The following is a 17,740-nucleotide window of genomic DNA, read 5'->3' on the forward strand; positions in this document are numbered from 1 at the left end:
GATGTAAATAATAATTATTTCCTTCCGTAAATAAACCTGTCGTTTTCAGATAAATCCTTCAATAATCGAACATTAGAAAAATCCTGATACAATTCCAGCGTTTCAGAACCCAGTTTCTGATTGATTTCTAAAAACAAAAGTCCGTCTTCATTCAAATGCTTTTTAGCATCTTCAGAAATTTTTCTGTAAAAGATCAGCGCATCTGAAGTAGGGGAGAAAAGTGCCATTTTTGGTTCAAATTCTTTTACTGAATCAGCAATTTCTATTTCTTCTTCAATCCCGATGTAAGGCGGATTTGAAATAATGATGTCATAGTTTTCAGCCAGTTCGAAATTGAGATAGTCCGCATGGATGAACCGGATTTCCAATTGATGATATTCTGCATTTCTTTTTGCGGTCTTCAATGCGTTTTCGGAAAAATCAACAGATGAAACGTTCGCTTCCGGAAAATATTTCTTTAAAACCAGAGGGATAACTCCGCTTCCGGTTCCTATATCGAGAATCTTTAAATTCTGAATTTTAGACTTAGAACCTTGTATTTCTCTGATAGCAATTTCCAACAGCTCCTCCGTTTCAGGGCGGGGAATTAATACATTTTCGTCTACAAAGAATTTCATTCCGTAAAATTCTGTTTCTCCCAATATCTGCTGATAAGGCCTTCCGGTTTTAAGTTCTGAAATAAGATGACACAACTTTTCTTTATCATCAGTCAGAAGTTCCTGTTCAGAGAATCTTCTCTGTTGAAATGCATCGAAACCTGCGATTTGATGAATGAATAAAGACGATAAAAACACAGCTTCCGACTCCGTGTAAAGGCCGGAAAGTTCTGTCCTGAAATATTTTTTAAATGCTGAAATTGTCATTTATTTTGTAAAAACCAGTTTTGTATCCGTAGACTTCTCTTCATCAATTCTGTATCCTTCATAGTTGAATGCTTTTACATCCTCCAGTGTTTTGGCATTGGTTTCTGCACAGAATCTTACCACAAGACCTCTTGCATGCTTTGTATACACCACAATGGTCTTCAGTTTTCCATCTTTTAATTCATAAAAATCAAAATCGATTACTTTGTGGTTCAGTTTCTTTCTGTCAATTACTTTTCCATATTCATTGCTGGCAAGTTGAAGTAGGATTTCTCCTTTTTTCATTTCAGAATTCAACTGTTCTGTAATCTTTTCTCTCCAGAATTCATACAGATTTTTGTATTGTTCAAATTCAAAAGGACGGCCCATTTCAAGTCTGTAAAGCATCACTTTATCCGAAGGTTTCAGTAACCCGTAAAGCCCGGAAAGTATTCTGTAGTTTTTTTGCAGGTAATCTACGGCATTTTTATCCAATGTTTTGGCATCCAGACCTCTATAAACCTCTCCTGTAAAGGCAAACATTGCAGGAGCAGATTCTTTTGCTGTAGGTTTGGATTTCCATTTTTGATTTCTTTCCCAGTTTTCATCAGCAAGCTTAGGCGATATTTCCATAAGGTCGGAAAGATATTTTGGCGATTTTTCTTTTAAATAAGACTGTATCAATGCTGCATCTTCAATGAATCTCGGAGTAGAAGATTTCAAAAAATCTGTTGAATTTTCCACGTTCATTAATTTTGCAGGTGATGTTATAATTTTCATAATGTTAAAATACAGATAAGTGTTTAATATCAATAAAATTCATCATCATCATTGCGATAAAATCAATCATAAAATGACAGATGATCAGAATTTTAATATTTGAATAGCGTTTATAAAATACAGCAAACACGATCCCGATAAAGAAAGGTCCGAGAACCTGGCTTACGGTACCGTAAGTACTATGTAAAATTCCAAATAAGACCGATGAAATAACAATTGCAACGGTGGGATTGTTATAAATTTTTTCCAGCCTGGGCTGTACATAACCCCGCATCAGGAATTCCTCTACAATAGCAGCGGTAAGGCATGTAAAAATAACTAAAAAATAATTATTTCTAAAAATAGGAGCAAGGTTGAGAAGCTTATCACTTATTTTTTCCTGCATAAAAAATTGGATCGCTGCATTCAGAATGCCTCCGCCAATCAAACAGATAAAATATAGGCTCACCACAGCTCTGATATAAAATGCAGCAGGGTATTTTTTCTCTTCCTTAAGTAAAAAAGTTTTTTTTTCAATAAAGATGCTGTACAGAAATACAATGATAAGAATGATCCATAGCACAATTCTGTTGAGAAAAAAATTGACTTCTGTGATTCCTTTTGTTCCCGTTACCATTGTAACAGCTGGAAAACCATACAGCATTGCAGCTGCCAAAATAATAAAGGTGAGCAAAATTCCGGCAGAATATTTCCCGCTAAGACTCATAATTCGGTACCTAAACCTAGAACTTAAACGATCCCTTTTCCCTGACGGATGATTTCCGGTTCTCCCGAAGTGAGGTCTACAATGGTGGAAGCCACATTATCTCCATACCCTGAATCAATCACAATATCTACCAGATGATCATATTTTTCTGCAATAAGCTCAGGATCGGTAGAATATTCTATGATTTCATCATCATCTTTAATGGAAGTAGAGGCAATGGGGTGGCCCAGTTTTTCAACAATAAGTTGCGGAATCGGATGATCAGGAACACGAATACCAATTGTTTTGTGACCTTTGTAAGCTAAAGGTAAACTCTTATTGGCTTCAAGAATGAAAGTAAACGGTCCCGGAAGATGACTTTTCAGAAACCGGAAAATTGAAGTGTCAATCGGTTTGGTAAAGTCGGAAAGATGGCTGAGATCATTACAGATAATGGAGAATTTAGACTTCTCAAGTTTCATTTTTTTGAGCTGAGCCAGTTTTTCCATGGCTTTTATATCAAAAATATTACAGCCCAGAGCATAGATTGTATCAGATGGATAGATAATCAGCCCGCCATTATTTAATGTTTTAATAACCTCATTCACAAGATTTTCCTGTGGGTTGTCCGGATAAATTTTTAATATTTTTGCCATAAAACAAAGATACAAATAATAAAATAGTTTTCATAAAAGTCCTTTATTTAAAAGAAAAATTAGGATTTTTGAAAAATATTCGTACCTTTGCAATCCAATATCGCGGGATGGAGCAGTAGGTAGCTCGTCGGGCTCATAACCCGAAGGTCATCGGTTCGAGTCCGGTTCCCGCTACTAAGCAAGTGCTTTCGGTAAGCACTCTAAAAATACACCGCGGGATGGAGCAGTAGGTAGCTCGTCGGGCTCATAACCCGAAGGTCATCGGTTCGAGTCCGGTTCCCGCTACTAAGCAAGTGTTTTCGGTAAACACTCTAAAAATATACCGCGGGATGGAGCAGTAGGTAGCTCGTCGGGCTCATAACCCGAAGGTCATCGGTTCGAGTCCGGTTCCCGCTACTAAGCAAGTGTTTTCGGTAAACACTCTAAAAATATACCGCGGGATGGAGCAGTAGGTAGCTCGTCGGGCTCATAACCCGAAGGTCATCGGTTCGAGTCCGGTTCCCGCTACTAAGCAAGTGTTTTCGGTAAACACTCTAAAAATATACCGCGGGATGGAGCAGTAGGTAGCTCGTCGGGCTCATAACCCGAAGGTCATCGGTTCGAGTCCGGTTCCCGCTACTAAACGAAAGAGAAGCAATCATATTGCTTCTCTTTTTTATTTTCTGGTCATTGCAGACAAAACGATGTTGATAGTAAATTTGAATCAAAACCTATTCAATTTCCTTCCATTTTTTATAAGCTTCTTTCATACAATGCCCGCATGGACGGTAATTATTTTGTAATGCTTCTTTTTCATCTGCAAAGAAAACTCTGTTTTCCATCTTCATTCTTTTTCCTGACCGGCAGCTGAGTAATCCGTAGATTTTTAATTTTTTATTTCCTCCAAATCGAACTTCTCTGCTGTGGATTTTACTTCTCAGATTTTCAGATGATAGTTGTGAATGTTGAATCATGGTTCATCTATTTATAGCGTTTAATCATTAACTGGCTGCATCATGAAAAATAATGCCCAAAGCATAGCGGTTTCCTTCTTTAACTTCACTTACACCATGTTTCATATGGACTCTGTAATAGCCCTTGTTTCCTTTTTCCGGTTTGAACTGAGTGGTAAAAATTAGAACGTCCCCTTTTTTAGGTTGTAGAACAATGGCTTTTGACTGTGCTCTCGGAATCTGCTGGGTAAGCACAAATTCACCGCCCGTAAAATCCTTTTCTGGTTCGCTGAGCATTAATACAATTTGGATAGGAAAGTATAGGTCTCCATATAGATCCTGGTGCAGCGTATTGAATCCGCCTTTTCCATATTTCAAAATTAAAACCGTCGCTTTTTGCTGACCATTAAGGTGGCATTGGTCTAAGAATTCCTGATGATCTGAAGGAAATTGAGTGTCTATATGTAAAGCTTTACACCATGCATTAGCAACAGGAGCCAGATAAGGGTAAATATTTGTTCGTATGGTTTGAATGATTTCAGGTAATGGATAGGTAAAATATTTATATTCACCCAGTCCGAAACGATGTCTGGCCATGATGACTGTTTTACGATAGAGAGAAGAATGATGATAATTTGATTTCAATAGTTCACATTCTTCCTCAGACAACAGATCAGGAATGATAGCATATCCGTTTTGATGCATTGTTTCCGTAATACTCTGCCAGTCTGTATTCTTGATTGTATGAATAATATCTTTCATTGTTTTTGAATTTATTCTGCAAAAATCTATAGTTCTTCAGAACAATACAATCCAAAACATGCGGTATTTTATACATGAATAAAGAGTTATAAAGCATCTGGACTATTGATTTAATGTATTTCTGGATGATACCACTGGTCCTGTTTAAGGCTACCTTTGCCCTGTTAATAAAAATAGATATAACGATGAATTACATTATTAAAAAGGCAAGTCTTGAGGATCTTGATGAAACAGCTGAATTGTTCAATCTTTATCGTGTTTTTTACAGACAGGAATCAGATGTTGAAAAAGGTAAGGCTTTTCTCAAAGAACGTTTTATAAACCGTGAGTCCGATATTTTTCTTGTGATGGTAAATGAGAAAGCAGTAGGTTTTGTACAGCTTTACAAATTATTTCATTATACCAAATTACAAAGGCAATGGCTGCTAAGTGATTTGTTTGTGCATCCGGATTATAGAGGAAAAGGTCTTTCCGTAGCATTAATTGACCGTAGCAAAGAATGGTGTGAAGAGACAGGAGCGTGCGGGCTGATGCTTGAAACCGAAAAAACAAATGACATAGGAAACACATTATATCCACGCTGCGGGTTTGAATATGACGGATTGCATAATTATTACCACTGGTGGAAATAAAATAAAGCTGTTTAACCCTAATCATAACCACCTTTTTTTGAGCTGGTTTACTTCTATAATGATAAGTAGTATTAGTTCTACAGTTTTGAACATTTAATTCTACAGGTATTTTCAGCCAGCAGAAGGGTATAGTCCTATTTTTGTAAAGCTCTTACAGATCATGGGTAGGACAGTTGATCTGTAGAGCGTATGCAAAAAAATCTCTGCCTAATTTTCTACTTTTTCCCCAAGGTTTTATGATTAGTACCACAAAACTGCTTTTTCCGGCGGAGATTTTTTGCTTTTGAACAAAAAAGAGAATGGCACTGCCATTCTCTTTTTTATTTTTTTTAATATGATTTAAATATTATTGTGCCAGTTGAGCGTAAGGAGTAAGTTTGTTGTCATCAGACATTGTCTGTCCTAAAAAATCTCTTTTCTGATCAGCTTTCATTCTGCCGGCAGCAGCACTTGCATTGAAATAAGCTTCACTTAGTTTTGTAGCGATATCAGAAGGTTTGAATTCGAATTTTGTATCTCCTTCAACTCCTAAATAACCGTTCTTTCTTGTAAGGTTGGTAATATAATTGTTGTAATTGATCATTGTCCCTCTCATCATATTGTTATGATATTCCATACATTTCTTGGCTTTTTTGGATGAGTTGTTCAGGATACAGTTTTTCATGTTGTTTCTGTATAAAAACCATTCAGACTCTACAATACCATATTCTCTGCCTAAAGCAATTTTTCCGTTATTCACAATATTATTATCACCTTCTTTTGTAGCGATCGTCTGAAGATGCTGAATCACCAATGGAACGGTGGCTTCAATTTTTGATTTTGTATCTTTCAGTATGCTAAGATCGGCAGCAGGAGAACCTTTCTTTTGTGCTGTAGTAACATTAAAAATAAGCAGTAATAGTACAATCAGTAAATTATATCTTTTCATGAGAAATTTTTAAAGCACTAAAATAAATATAATTTCCCGGTTAAAACAAATACATTTTAATATTTATTTAATAAAATTTAACAATTCTATAATGTATATTATTCATTGTTATAAAAATGATGTGTTTAAGGTCTTTATTGAAGTGATTTTTGTAATCTAAATTGTTAATACAGCTCAATGTGTGTATTTGAGTCCTAATCAATGTAAAATGTTTTACGCAAGGATAAAAAAACACTACTCATAATGATGGTAGTGTTTTGTAAAAATCATTTATTTGAAATAATGGGTGATTTTTTCACTTTCAGGGACAACTTTAGAGTCAAAATGTTCCAGTAATTTTCCCTCCGGGCTGATCAGAAACTTATTGAAATTCCAGCTTATGGTGGCATCCATTACTCCATTTTGAGATTTGTGGGTAAGATAATCGAATACAGGAGTGATTTTTGAACCTTTTACATCCACTGAGGTGGTAAGCGGAAAGGTTACCCCATAATTCTTTTCACAGAAAGACTTGATTTCCACATTATCATGAAACTCCTGATCTGCAAAATTATCAGAAGGAAAGCCTACCACAACCAGTTTATCACCATAATCTTTGTAAAGCTGCTCCAATCCTTTGTATTGAGGAGTGTATCCGCACTTGGATGCCGTGTTTACAATAAGAATATATTTCCCTTTGTATTCAGAAAAATCAATTTTTCCGCCGTCTATGGATTCAATCTTAAAATCATAAATTGATTTTGCAGGTTTTGGACCGTTGGAATCATCCGATTTAATAAATGATGAAAGGCCTATGATTCCTATAAGCACCATTCCGATAAAAAGTATTTTTTTCATTTAAAAAGATTTTACTATTGTTTTATGTATTAGATTATTGATCATTTTTGCTGCACTTTTGTTTTTTTCGGTTTTATTTCTAGTTAAAATCCATTCTTCCAGAAATATCAAATTTAGGGTTATTAAATCCTTATGCAATAGTATTTTTTATTGTTTTGAATTTTTTAACTGATTTATCAATTCTTATCAAGATATAAAACCCTGGCAGAGATTATCCCGACAAACCAAATGAAACATTTCTTCAAGGTTAGTTGAAATCCCGGATTTAATGTAGAGGTTTTGGTATAAAAGATCAGTTTTGTTGAAGAGTTTTTCGTGAAATTAGAATTGAAAATTAATTTAATTAAAATTTAATCAAATTTATTTATTGATTATTAATATCTTACATTTTAAAACCTTTTATCACTAAAAAAATAGTTGTTAGATTCAAATTTATTTCTACATTTGTATAACTAATTTCTTAGTGATATAGAATTGAAAACTTTTATATCAATATAACTGATAAATGAACAGGATATGAAAATTCAGACTTTAACAAAAGCAGAAGAACAGGTAATGCAGTATGTATGGAAAATAGAAAAAGGATTTCTTAAGGATGTTCTGGATCTTTTTCCGGAACCAAAACCACACACCAATACAGTCTCTACTATTTTAAAAGTATTGAAAGACAAAGAATTTGTAGACTATCGTGTACATGGAAGACAGCATGAGTATTTTCCGCTTGTTTCAAAAGAACAATATTCCGGAAAGACCATGAAAAGTCTTGTGAAAAACTATTTCAAAGGCTCTTACAAGAGTGCCGTTTCATTTTTGGTAGAAAAAAATGAAATGACAGTAGAAGATCTTGAGATGTTATTAGATGAACTCAAAAACAAAGATTAGTACTTATGGAAGCAATACTTTTATACTTTGGGAAAACTATTTTATGTTCGGGTGTAACGTTTTTGTACTATCAGTTGTCATTAAAAGACAAGACATTCCATCATTATAACAGATTTTATCTGCTGGGAGCGATTGTGATATCACTTTTGTTGCCGCTCATTAAAGTAGATGATTTTACGATAGAGGTAAATAATGATGTATATATGCTTCTTGATAAGATTCAGAATTTTAATACAGAAAAAAATATAAACAATGGTAACCTTTATTTTAACATTACTTTTTCAGCTCTGGGACTGGTTTCTTTCTATTTTCTAGGGAAACTTATGTATGGGATTTTTAAAATCCAGCAGTTTAAGAAACAGTTTAATAAAGAAAGTTTTGACGGGATCAACTTTTACCGTACAGACCTTAATGAAGCTCCTTTTTCCTACTTTAAAAATCTTTTCTGGAAGAACGCCATTACTTTGCATTCTGATATTGGAAAACAGATTTTAAAGCATGAAATGGTACATATTGAGCAGAAACATTCCTTTGATAAGATCTTTATTGAGATTATTACCTCAGTTTTCTGGTTCAATCCGTTTTTTCATGTCATCAAAAAAGAAATTAATTTAATTCACGAATATCTGGCTGATAAAAAAGCCGTAAAACAATCGGACACCAAAGCATTTGCGCAGATGCTTTTAGCAAGCCACTTTTCCGGAACACAGTTGCCTGTTACCAGTCCGTTTCTAAGTTCAAACCTTAAAAAAAGACTTAAGATGTTACAAAAACCAAAAACCAAATTCGGATATGCGCGAAGAATTTTTGCCTTGCCGGTTGTTTTCTCACTGACCTTTGCTTATCTGGTAAATGCTAAAAACAGAGAAATTGAAGAAACCAATCTTTCCATCAAAAAAGTAGTTTCAGAAATCAAGAAAGATACGATAAGACCTGTAAGACCTGAAGGATCGGGTCAGGAAAAAATGGCAGAATTGAAAGCCGTGTCACCGGATGATCAGAAAAAAATAACCAATCTTGAAAAGAAGATAAAAGAAAAAGAGAAAGAGCTGGAAGGTTTGGATCCCGAAAGTGATCTCTTCAGTGATAAAATAGAAGAAATAAGCAATCTGGCATCAGAGATAGGAGAGATTGCCTCAAAAGTTGAAGTTGATCAGTATTTCAATTCTGCGGAATGGAAGAATCAGATGAAGGAGCTTGAGAATATGGAACCTCTTAGTAAAAAGGAGCTTCGAAAGATTGAAAGAGCTGCCAAAAAAGTGGAAAGAGAAGCTGCCAAAATAGGCGAACTGCCCATTCCTCCGGTACCACCTAAAGCACCAAGAGAGCCGAAAATAACCTATTTTAAAACAAACAAAATTGTTAATTATAAAGATCTGAGCGCTCAGGAAAAAGAAGAAGTACGTAAAGCAATGGCGGAAGCTAAAAAAGCACTGAAAGAAGCGGGAAAAGCCAGAATTGAGGGTGAAAAAGCAAGAATAGAAGGTGCAAAAGCCCAACTGGAGGGAAATAGAATAAGATTAGAAGGAGAGAGAATCCGGATTGATGGAGACAAAATCCGAAGAGACGTTGAAAAGGCCCGCACGGAAGCCGAAAAAAGATCAGCAAGCTTCAGAGACGGTACTTTTATTAAAGTGATCAGCGGTTCACCCGGTGTTATTGTAATGAATGCTGACTTTATTAAAAAAGACAGCAACGGAAACATCGCAATGAATGGGGTGAAAAAATTTAAAATAAGCGGTACTGATGATGTAAAATATAAGTATTACATTGACGGGAGAGAAGTTTCACAGGATGATATGAACTCATTAGATACCAATAATATATCGAGAGTTAACGTCAACACTCAGAAGAATGGAGAAGTAAAGCAGGGGGAAGTAAGAATTGAGACAAAGAAGTAAATTTCTGCAAAGCTTTGTCAGTTTTAAAAATGGCAAAGCTTTTTTTATGAATAGATAAATACATAGAATATGAAAAAAAATTATTTGCTTTTATTAGCTTTTTTAAGTGTTTTTGTGAATGCACAGGTAAACAGATTTTTCTATGACTATAAATATATTTCAGATTCTACCAATAGAGCAGAAGTGAAAAGCGATGTAATGCTTTTGGATATTGATAAAAATGGATCTAAATATTACAGCCGTGAGAAATTTGTTGCAGACTCCACAACCAAAGCAGATATTGCCAGACAGATGAAAGGAGGATTCGGAGGCAGTATTAATATTAAAAGAAATATAAAACAGGGAACTATTAATAGCACGGTCACAAAAAAATATCCGGATTATAGTGTTTCATTCTCTGAAAATATAGGGAATACTGCTTATAAGATGCCGGAAGATCAAAAGCCTGAATGGAAGATTTTACCTGAGAAACAGAAAATTGGAGAGTATAATACTCAGAAAGCAACTACAAATTATGGAGGCAGAAGCTGGATCGCCTGGTTTTCTACTGACATCCCATTTCAGGACGGACCTTATAAATTCTACGGATTGCCAGGACTTATTGTTAAAATTGAGGATAAAACAGGTTCTCATATTATGACTTTAATTGGTAACAAAAAAACCGAAGCCACATCAGAAGAAGCTCTCCAGATACCTGGTCTCACTACAATTGGCTTTGGAGGTAAAGAGATAGAAATCAATAAAAAGCAGTTCAAAAAAGCCTGGAAAGATTATCTTGCTGACCCTACAAAAGACATGAAACAAACCATGAGTACCCTTCCTGCCGGAGCTGTTGTACAAATGAGAAATCAGGATGGGAAAAATATTGATGTAAATGAAATGTATAGAAATATTGAAAAAAGAGCAAAAGAAGACCAACTAAAGAATAACAATAAAATAGAACCGGAACTATATCGATAAAATATACAGTTCCCATATGATTCAGATACTATACATTAGTTAAATCCGGAAAAAATAATACAGTACGAAAAATCCCGGAACGAAAAGTTCCGGGATTTTTATATTTGAAAAGGATCAATGATTATGCTAATTTCTGAGAATCTGCAATAAACTGAGCCAGTCCGCTGTCTGTTAACGGGTGCTTCAATAAACTCAAGATCGGAGGAAGTGGTGAAGTGATAACATCTGCTCCAATTTTAGCACAGTCGATGATATGCATTGAGTGACGGATAGAAGCCGCTAAGATTTCAGTTTCGAACATGTAGTTATCGAAAATTAATCTGATTTCCTGGATAAGGTTCAGACCGTCTGTAGAAATATCATCTAATCTTCCTAAGAACGGAGAAACGTAAGTTGCTCCTGCTTTTGCTGCCAGCAGAGCCTGTCCTGGAGAGAAGATCAAAGTACAGTTTGTTCTGATTCCTTTATCAGAAAAATATTTTAAAGCTTTGATTCCGTCTTTGATCATCGGAATTTTTACAACAATATTCGGGTGAATAGCAGCCAATTCGTCTCCTTCCTTAATCATTTCCTCATACGTTGTAGAAAGAACTTCCGCAGAAATATCCCCATCTACAAGTTCGCAGATCGTTTTATAATGGTTTCTGATTGCTTCAGCTCCCTGAATACCTTCTTTAGCCATTAATGAAGGATTGGTAGTTACCCCGTCTAAAATCCCAAGATCTCTGGCTTCCTTGATTTGCTCTAAATTAGCTGTGTCAATAAAAAATTTCATTTTGATAAATAGATTTATTGATACAAAGATAGGGAATTAATTGGGTTCTGAGGTATGAATTTTGAGTTACGGAATTCGGAGTTTTAGGGTAAATGGGTTTGGATGCAGGAGAGTTTGAGAGTGGGAGAGTGAGAGATCAGGATGGTTATAGATGATAAAAAATAATTTTGTGCTGATCTTAAATCAAAGAGTTATTTTTGCTTCTAGCTTCTAGCTTCTAGCTTCTAGCTTCTAGCTTCTAGCTTCTAGCTTCTAGCTTCTAGCTTCTAGCTTCTAGCTTCTAGCTTCTAGCTTCCAACTTCCAGCCAGACCAATTTAAATTACTACCCATGAAAAATAACCGTTTCACCGCCATATTGGAAATCATCGGAATTAATCCTTTTGTATTTGTTCCGGAAGAAATACTGGACACGATTTTTGAAAAATCAGGGAGAAATAAAAGTCCCATTGCTGTAAAAGGAATGGTGAATGGAAAAGAATTTAAGCAAAACCTTATGAAATATCTGGGGGAGTGGAGGCTGTATGTGAATCTGACCATGCTGAAAAATTCTCCAAAAAGAATCGGAGAAATCATCGAAATTGTGTTGGAATACGACGATTCTGATCGAAGTATTCCCATTCATCCTCAATTAGAAAAGGCAATCAAAGAAAGTGCTCTGGCAACAGAAAATTTCGAAAATCTGATTCCATCAAGAAGAAATGAGCTGATCCGGTATATCAATAATTTAAAAACCGAAGCCAGTATTCAGAGAAATATCGAGAAAATCATCAGACATCTGCATGGTGAAACAGATTTTTTCGGAAAAAAGATTGAATAGGATAGCCAAAAATTAAAGGTCAGAGTTTTAAAAACGAAAAGATTAAATTGAATATTGATAATTATTAAGCAAGAGAAGAAAGCAATAAAGATTGGAGTATGTACTGGATCTCTGCGTTAAATTTAAGTTAGACATAATAAAAAATGCCGGAAAAAACTTTCCGGCATTTCATTTTTACTAAGAATTTAATGCTTTGCTAAGCTTTACAGCATCCTGGTTGGTAGGATCATACTGTATGGATTTTGCAATATGTTCTTTTGCTTTATTAGGATCAGTTTGCTGCTCTGTAAAGGCAAGATAGAAATAAGCGTATGCCAGATTCTTCTTATTTTGCTCTACTTCTTCAGGTTTTACTGCTGCAATATACTTTTCATAAGCAATTTTTGCATTGGCATCATCTTTTGCAGACTGATAGGAATAAGCCTGGCTGTAATAAGCCGGAGCCCAGTCCGGTAATAAAACTGATATTTTTTTCCAGGTATCAATAGCGTTTGGCCAGTCTGAAGCCTCCTGATAAGCATTAGCCAGTTTTGCTAATGATTCTGCATCCTTTGGATTGGCTGCGATCTGTTTTTTAAGATCTTCGATAGTTGGATTGGTGGTTTGACTCGTTGTCGCCGATGTTTCAGGCTGAGTTGTTTGTGCATTTACAAAACTTACACTTCCTGCTAGTATTAAACCTAAAAATAGACTTCTACTATTAATTTTACTCATTTTCATAATCTTATATTTTAAATTCATAATCTAAAATTCAATAATAATTCCATAAAACCGTAAAATTTAGAGGCTTTAAGTTTTTTTAGAAAATATTAACGGGAAACAGGATTTTTTTAGTTTAATTTTTGATTCGTTCATCTTTGAAACTATCTTTGTGATTTATTTTTATTATTAATACCGATAATTTCATCATATGAACATTATATTAGCTTCAACCTCCACACTTTTTGGCGGAGAATATCTGGAATATTTAAGAGAAGAATTAATCCAACTCTATAAAGGAATCGACGAAATTGTGTTTATCCCTTTCGCTAGACCAGGTGGAATTTCTCATGATGATTATACGGCAAAAGCACGTTCTTTCTTTGAAACCATTCATATAAAAGTGAAAGGACTTCATGAATTTGAAGATAAAAAGGAAGCCATTCATCAGGCAAAAGGTTTCTTTACCGGAGGCGGAAACACTTTTTTATTGGTTAAAACATTACACGAAGAAGGGCTGATGTCTGTCCTGAAAGAAAATGTATCTGGAGGAAAAGCTTATCTCGGATGCAGCGCAGGAAGCAATATCGGAGGCCAGAATATGAAGACAACGAACGATATGCCCATTGTATATCCGCCAAGTTTCGACTGTATGGGATTAGTTCCTTTCAATATCAACCCGCACTATCTTGACCCTAATCCGGATTTGAAGCATAACGGGGAAACCAGAGAAACCCGTATCCAGGAATTCCTTACCCAGAATGATATCAAAGTAGTTGGCCTTAGAGAAGGAAACTGGATCAGAAGAACCGGAGATTCAATAACAGTTGAAGGAAGTGAACTGACCAGGATTTTTGAAAAAGGGAAAGAGCCTTATGAAATAGAAGCAGGAAGCACGCTTTAATGAACAAAGAAGAAATCAATCTTTTCATAGAACGTAATCTCACTAATTTTTCAGTGAACAGCACCGGATGGAATGATCTGATTCGGAAATTACTGTTTGAATTTGCCGTTGCAGGATGGAATATGAATCATCGTGTCTTTGGAAAAGAAAAGTTGGGGGAATTGAGATGTTACACCTATTCCGAAGATGAAACTCTCAATGCCAAACTTAAAAAAATCAAAGATAAATATTCAGAGCTTTCTGTCAAGACCTGTGAGATTTGTGGAGAAGAAGGTAAAATGAGAACAATCGGCTCATGGCAGACCACATTATGCCTTAATCATTTCCTGGAACAGCAGCCCGTTATTGAAATTGATAACAAACAGAATATCACGAGAAACAATAAGATCGTTCTGAATATTAAAAATATTACCAGCGCGGAGGTTGAATATGACCTTCAGAGATTAGAGCTGTATAACAGGCAGGAAGAAGTATTTTATTTTTCTTGGCAGGACCCCAATTATTATCTGCTTTTAAAAACAATTCCTATTTCACTTTTTCCGAAAGAAAATCAGCATGAGATATTAGCATTGTTTCAAAAAGTACAGGATTGTGAAATATGTGGTCATAAAGCTGTATATCAAAGAAGCTGTCTGCGCTGTCATCATGAACCCTGGAATGATTCCGGGTATTTTATTGAAGATTACGGAGAAAAATCAAACTATATAAAAGAATGTCAGATGGATATTTTTATAGATGAAGATGATTATGAGAAATATTTTAAACATGACCGCTCATTTGAAAAATCTCCTCACCATCAGGTTCTTTTCAATTCCGATGATCTCAGGGAGTATGAAAAGCTTTTATTTTAACTATATTTGATTTAGAATTTAAATCAATGAAAAGAGGATCAGATACTACCAGGAATGTGTATTTGAAACTTCATCATTTTGACTCAAACAACAATGCAATGAAAAAGACACTTGCTGTTCTCATGCTTTCTGTACAGATGGTAGCTGCGCAGAATATGGCCCAAAAATTAGATAAAGTAACAAAGGATCTGATGGATTCTTCGGGAGCAGCATCTTCCAGTTTATCTTTTTATGTTTCCGATGAAAATGGTAATTTGGTTTATGAATATCAAGGAAATAAAGGGCTTTCCACTGCTTCTACACAGAAGATTTTCACGGCAGGCGCAGCATTGGAAACATTAGGAAAAAACTATACTTTTACAACCACTTCAAGCTATTCCGGAAATATCTCCGGAGGAACGCTGAACGGAAATCTTTTCATCAGCTCCAACGGCGATCCTACATTAGGAAGCTGGAGATATGATGCCTATAAACCTGAAAATTTTAAAAAGAAGCTGATTGAGGCAATTAAAAACTCAGGGATAAAGAAAATATCAGGAGATCTTGTTATTGATGATTCATATTTTGATCACCAGACCATTCCGGGAGGCTGGCCGTGGGATGATCTTGGAAATTATTATGGTGCAGGTGTATGGGGAATCAACTGGAAAGAAAACCAGTTTGATATCAATATAAACGGAACAGATTTTAAAAGCTTTTCTTATCCGCTGGAAGGTGTGAAGTGGCTCAATGACCTGAAAACAGGGGGAAGCTCAGATCAAAGCCTGATTTTTACAGCTCCTCATTCTGATGTAGCCCTGATTAACGGTATGCTTCCTTCAGGAAAGACAGTGACGGTTTCCGGTTCTACGCCCAATCCGCCACTACAGCTGGCAGCAGAAGTAAAGCAATGGCTGAAAGAATCAGGGATTGAACTTTCAGGAAAAGCAGTAACGAATTCTCAACTTGAAATAGAAGGAAAACAGGCTTTAGCAGCTCCGAAAAAAAATATTCTTCTTACTTACCAATCTCCGACGCTGGATAAAATTGTTTTCTGGTTTCTAAGAAAAAGTATCAATCTGTATGGAGAAACATTGATTAAAACTTTAGGAAAGGAAAAGAAAGGAAATTCAAGCTTTAAAAGCGGGGTTTCTTATCTGAAAGAATTCTGGAAATCAAAAGGAATCAATCCTAATATGATCAATTTTGCAGATGGAAGCGGACTTTCTCCACAAAATTATGTGGCTGCAAAAGCAGAAGTACAGGCGCTTTTATATGCAAAAAAACAATCCTGGTTTGAAGCGTATTATGACGGATTTCCGGTTCAGGATAATGGGATGAAGATGAAAAGCGGAACGATGAGAGATACCAAATCTTTTGCAGGATATCACACCGCGAAAGATGGAAAAAAATATGTATTTTCAATTATCATCAACAACTATCAGGGAAGTGGAAATACTGAGCTGCAGAAAATCCTGAATGTTTTAAAATAAAAAACCTTTGAGAAAATCCATACTCACCAGACTGAATAACTGGATCATTTTTGTTGTCATGACTACTTTGGTTATTGCCATTGTAGTAGCTTCAACATCGCTTATTAATTTTCTCAGAAAAGAGGAGATTAAAAGGATCAGTCTTCTTTCCAAAGCTATAAGGATACAGCAGGAAGTGAAAACTCCGGATACAGATGTACTGGATTTACTGCCGGATATTCTGAATATCAACAATACCATTCCCTTCATTGTAACGGATAAATATAAAAATCCGATTCTTGACCTCGGATACTACAGAAATATTCCTGAAAGCACAATTAAGAATCCTGAAAAACTGCAGAGTCTGATCCGGAATATGGAGAAAAATTATGATCCTATTGAGATCAAAGTGCCGGATGGAAATAATCAGTTTGTGTATTATGATAACTCCCGTCTGCTTAATAATCTCCGGTATTCTCCCTATATTTTAGGTTTGTTTATTCTATTGTATTTCGGTTTTTCTTTCTGGTTTTTCAGAACCATTAAAAAGACGGATGAAGGCTATCTTTGGGCTGGATTGGCTAAAGAAACAGCCCATCAGATCGGAACTCCTTTATCTTCTATGATTGGATGGATGGAAATTATGAAGCTTGATAATCCTGAATCAGAAGGAGTACATGAGATAGAAAAAGATATTGAAAGGCTTAGAACTATTTCTGAAAGATTTTCAAAAATAGGTTCTGTTCCAGAGCTGAACGATAGAAATTTCAATGAAACCATACAGGAGAATTATGATTATTTAAAAACAAGAATCTCCAGAAAAATCAATTTTACCCTCAATCTACCTACATATACCGTTCTGGTTCCCCACAATAAAATCCTGATGAGCTGGGTGATCGAAAATCTGGTGAAAAATGCTGTGGATGCCATGAAAGGAGAAGGAGCTATCACCATGTCTGTCTTTGAAAGGAATAAAAATATTCTCATCGAAGTAAGGGACAACGGAAGCGGAATGACCAAACAGCAGGCAAGAAATGCTTTTAATCCAGGGTATTCTACCAAAAAAAGAGGCTGGGGATTGGGTCTGTCACTGGCAAGAAGAGTTATTCATGAATACCATAATGGAGATATCAAGATTTCTCAGACTGAAGTAGGAAAGGGAAGTACCTTTAGGATAACGATCAGAAAAGAGGAAATTCTTTAACAATCAATTAATTTTTTATAAATAAGAAACCTAACAGGTTTTTAAAACCTGTTAGGTTTGAATGTTAAGCCAAGATTTGAATATTAGAATATAAAGATCACTTGAGAAAATAAAAGCGGGGAAATTTTTCCCCGCTTTTCTCTTTATTTGACACTATCCCACAAAGTGTGTAAGTTAAAAAGTCAGGGCTTGGATTTTATAATCTGAGCCTTTCTTCAAAAATAAGCATAAATTGGTTGAG

General features: G+C 35.4%; 19 protein-coding genes and 5 tRNA genes. 14 read left to right on the forward strand and 10 right to left on the reverse strand.

The window, feature by feature from the left end:
* Positions 1 to 14: 14 nt before the first annotated feature.
* Genes prmC through BW946_RS18310 form a run of 4 tightly spaced genes read right to left on the reverse strand, consistent with a single transcriptional unit; the run spans position 15 to position 2,963 of the window.
* Positions 15 to 863, reverse strand: a complete 849-nt coding sequence (prmC, locus tag BW946_RS18295) for a peptide chain release factor N(5)-glutamine methyltransferase (protein WP_076597537.1) — start codon at positions 861 to 863, stop codon at positions 15 to 17.
* Positions 864 to 1,622 carry a peroxide stress protein YaaA gene (gene yaaA, locus BW946_RS18300; RefSeq protein ID WP_076597538.1) on the reverse strand — a complete coding sequence of 253 codons (759 nt, stop codon included), beginning with the start codon at positions 1,620 to 1,622 and terminating at the stop codon, positions 864 to 866.
* A 4-nt stretch (positions 1,623 to 1,626) separates the two neighbouring features.
* Positions 1,627 to 2,328 (reverse strand): CPBP family intramembrane glutamic endopeptidase, encoded by a 702-nt coding sequence (locus tag BW946_RS18305; RefSeq protein WP_076597539.1) that lies wholly within the window; start codon positions 2,326 to 2,328, stop codon positions 1,627 to 1,629.
* A 23-nt stretch (positions 2,329 to 2,351) separates the two neighbouring features.
* On the reverse strand, positions 2,352 to 2,963 hold the full coding sequence (locus tag BW946_RS18310; protein ID WP_076597540.1) for an L-threonylcarbamoyladenylate synthase: 612 nt from the start codon (positions 2,961 to 2,963) through the stop codon (positions 2,352 to 2,354).
* Between the two features lie 101 nt (positions 2,964 to 3,064).
* Here BW946_RS18310 and BW946_RS18315 point away from each other — a divergent pair.
* The 5 genes from BW946_RS18315 (at position 3,065) to BW946_RS18335 (ending at position 3,581) form a co-directional block, all read left to right on the forward strand.
* A tRNA-Met gene (locus BW946_RS18315) sits at positions 3,065 to 3,137 on the forward strand.
* Between the two features lie 38 nt (positions 3,138 to 3,175).
* Positions 3,176 to 3,248 (forward strand) — tRNA-Met (locus BW946_RS18320).
* Between the two features lie 38 nt (positions 3,249 to 3,286).
* Positions 3,287 to 3,359 (forward strand) — tRNA-Met (locus tag BW946_RS18325).
* 38 nt (positions 3,360 to 3,397) lie between these two features.
* A tRNA-Met gene (locus BW946_RS18330) sits at positions 3,398 to 3,470 on the forward strand.
* Positions 3,471 to 3,508: 38 nt separating this feature from the next.
* Positions 3,509 to 3,581 (forward strand) — tRNA-Met (locus BW946_RS18335).
* Between the two features lie 92 nt (positions 3,582 to 3,673).
* Here the strand turns inward: BW946_RS18335 and BW946_RS18340 are convergent.
* Together BW946_RS18340 and BW946_RS18345 are read right to left on the reverse strand one after the other, a co-directional pair.
* Positions 3,674 to 3,916 (reverse strand): Ada metal-binding domain-containing protein, encoded by a 243-nt coding sequence (locus BW946_RS18340; protein ID WP_076597541.1) that lies wholly within the window; start codon positions 3,914 to 3,916, stop codon positions 3,674 to 3,676.
* 27 nt (positions 3,917 to 3,943) lie between these two features.
* Positions 3,944 to 4,657, reverse strand: a complete 714-nt coding sequence (locus tag BW946_RS18345; protein ID WP_076597542.1) for a 2OG-Fe(II) oxygenase — start codon at positions 4,655 to 4,657, stop codon at positions 3,944 to 3,946.
* Between the two features lie 185 nt (positions 4,658 to 4,842).
* On the opposite strand from BW946_RS18345, the gene BW946_RS18350 reads away from it, so the two are divergent.
* Entirely contained in the window at positions 4,843 to 5,289 is a 447-nt protein-coding gene (locus tag BW946_RS18350) for a GNAT family N-acetyltransferase (RefSeq protein ID WP_076597543.1), read from the forward strand.
* 346 nt (positions 5,290 to 5,635) lie between these two features.
* Here the strand turns inward: BW946_RS18350 and BW946_RS18355 are convergent, their stop codons facing one another.
* Both BW946_RS18355 and BW946_RS18360 read right to left on the reverse strand, forming a co-directional pair.
* Positions 5,636 to 6,217, reverse strand: a complete 582-nt coding sequence (locus BW946_RS18355; RefSeq protein WP_076597544.1) for a hypothetical protein — start codon at positions 6,215 to 6,217, stop codon at positions 5,636 to 5,638.
* 270 nt (positions 6,218 to 6,487) lie between these two features.
* Positions 6,488 to 7,054 (reverse strand): glutathione peroxidase, encoded by a 567-nt coding sequence (locus BW946_RS18360; RefSeq protein ID WP_076597545.1) that lies wholly within the window; start codon positions 7,052 to 7,054, stop codon positions 6,488 to 6,490.
* A 516-nt stretch (positions 7,055 to 7,570) separates the two neighbouring features.
* On the opposite strand from BW946_RS18360, the gene BW946_RS18365 reads away from it, so the two are divergent.
* The 3 genes from BW946_RS18365 (at position 7,571) to BW946_RS18375 (ending at position 10,797) form a co-directional block, all read left to right on the forward strand.
* Positions 7,571 to 7,936 carry a BlaI/MecI/CopY family transcriptional regulator gene (locus tag BW946_RS18365; RefSeq protein WP_065398165.1) on the forward strand — a complete coding sequence of 122 codons (366 nt, stop codon included), beginning with the start codon at positions 7,571 to 7,573 and terminating at the stop codon, positions 7,934 to 7,936.
* A 5-nt stretch (positions 7,937 to 7,941) separates the two neighbouring features.
* The gene (locus tag BW946_RS18370; protein ID WP_076597546.1) at positions 7,942 to 9,837 is read left to right on the forward strand and encodes a M56 family metallopeptidase; all 1,896 of its coding nucleotides are present in this window, start codon (positions 7,942 to 7,944) and stop codon (positions 9,835 to 9,837) included.
* Positions 9,838 to 9,906: 69 nt separating this feature from the next.
* A complete protein-coding gene (locus BW946_RS18375; RefSeq protein ID WP_076597547.1) occupies positions 9,907 to 10,797 on the forward strand; it encodes a GLPGLI family protein in 891 nt (296 codons plus the stop codon).
* A 121-nt stretch (positions 10,798 to 10,918) separates the two neighbouring features.
* Here BW946_RS18375 and fsa read toward each other — a convergent pair whose 3' ends face one another.
* The gene (gene fsa / locus BW946_RS18380; RefSeq protein ID WP_076597548.1) at positions 10,919 to 11,572 is read right to left on the reverse strand and encodes a fructose-6-phosphate aldolase; all 654 of its coding nucleotides are present in this window, start codon (positions 11,570 to 11,572) and stop codon (positions 10,919 to 10,921) included.
* 329 nt (positions 11,573 to 11,901) lie between these two features.
* On the opposite strand from fsa, the gene BW946_RS18385 reads away from it, so the two are divergent.
* Positions 11,902 to 12,390 carry a YdeI/OmpD-associated family protein gene (locus tag BW946_RS18385; protein WP_076597549.1) on the forward strand — a complete coding sequence of 163 codons (489 nt, stop codon included), beginning with the start codon at positions 11,902 to 11,904 and terminating at the stop codon, positions 12,388 to 12,390.
* 177 nt (positions 12,391 to 12,567) lie between these two features.
* On the opposite strand, the gene BW946_RS18390 is transcribed toward BW946_RS18385, so the two are convergent.
* The gene (locus tag BW946_RS18390; protein WP_076597555.1) at positions 12,568 to 13,110 is read right to left on the reverse strand and encodes a tetratricopeptide repeat protein; all 543 of its coding nucleotides are present in this window, start codon (positions 13,108 to 13,110) and stop codon (positions 12,568 to 12,570) included.
* Between the two features lie 190 nt (positions 13,111 to 13,300).
* Here BW946_RS18390 and pepE point away from each other — a divergent pair, with 190 nt between their 5' ends.
* The 4 genes from pepE (at position 13,301) to BW946_RS18410 (ending at position 17,499) form a co-directional block, all read left to right on the forward strand.
* Positions 13,301 to 13,993, forward strand: a complete 693-nt coding sequence (pepE, locus tag BW946_RS18395) for a dipeptidase PepE (RefSeq protein ID WP_076597550.1) — start codon at positions 13,301 to 13,303, stop codon at positions 13,991 to 13,993.
* Positions 13,993 to 14,844 (forward strand): hypothetical protein, encoded by an 852-nt coding sequence (locus BW946_RS18400; RefSeq protein ID WP_076597551.1) that lies wholly within the window; start codon positions 13,993 to 13,995, stop codon positions 14,842 to 14,844. Before pepE ends, BW946_RS18400 begins: the two co-directional genes overlap by 1 nt.
* A 98-nt stretch (positions 14,845 to 14,942) precedes the next feature.
* Positions 14,943 to 16,316 carry a D-alanyl-D-alanine carboxypeptidase/D-alanyl-D-alanine endopeptidase gene (gene dacB, locus BW946_RS18405; protein ID WP_076597556.1) on the forward strand — a complete coding sequence of 458 codons (1,374 nt, stop codon included), beginning with the start codon at positions 14,943 to 14,945 and terminating at the stop codon, positions 16,314 to 16,316.
* Between the two features lie 7 nt (positions 16,317 to 16,323).
* The gene (locus BW946_RS18410) at positions 16,324 to 17,499 is read left to right on the forward strand and encodes a sensor histidine kinase (protein WP_076597552.1); all 1,176 of its coding nucleotides are present in this window, start codon (positions 16,324 to 16,326) and stop codon (positions 17,497 to 17,499) included.
* The last annotated feature ends 241 nt before the right edge of the window (positions 17,500 to 17,740 follow it).

The organism is Chryseobacterium sp. RU33C, assembly GCF_900156015.1.
Lineage (GTDB): Bacteria > Bacteroidota > Bacteroidia > Flavobacteriales > Weeksellaceae > Chryseobacterium > Chryseobacterium candidae.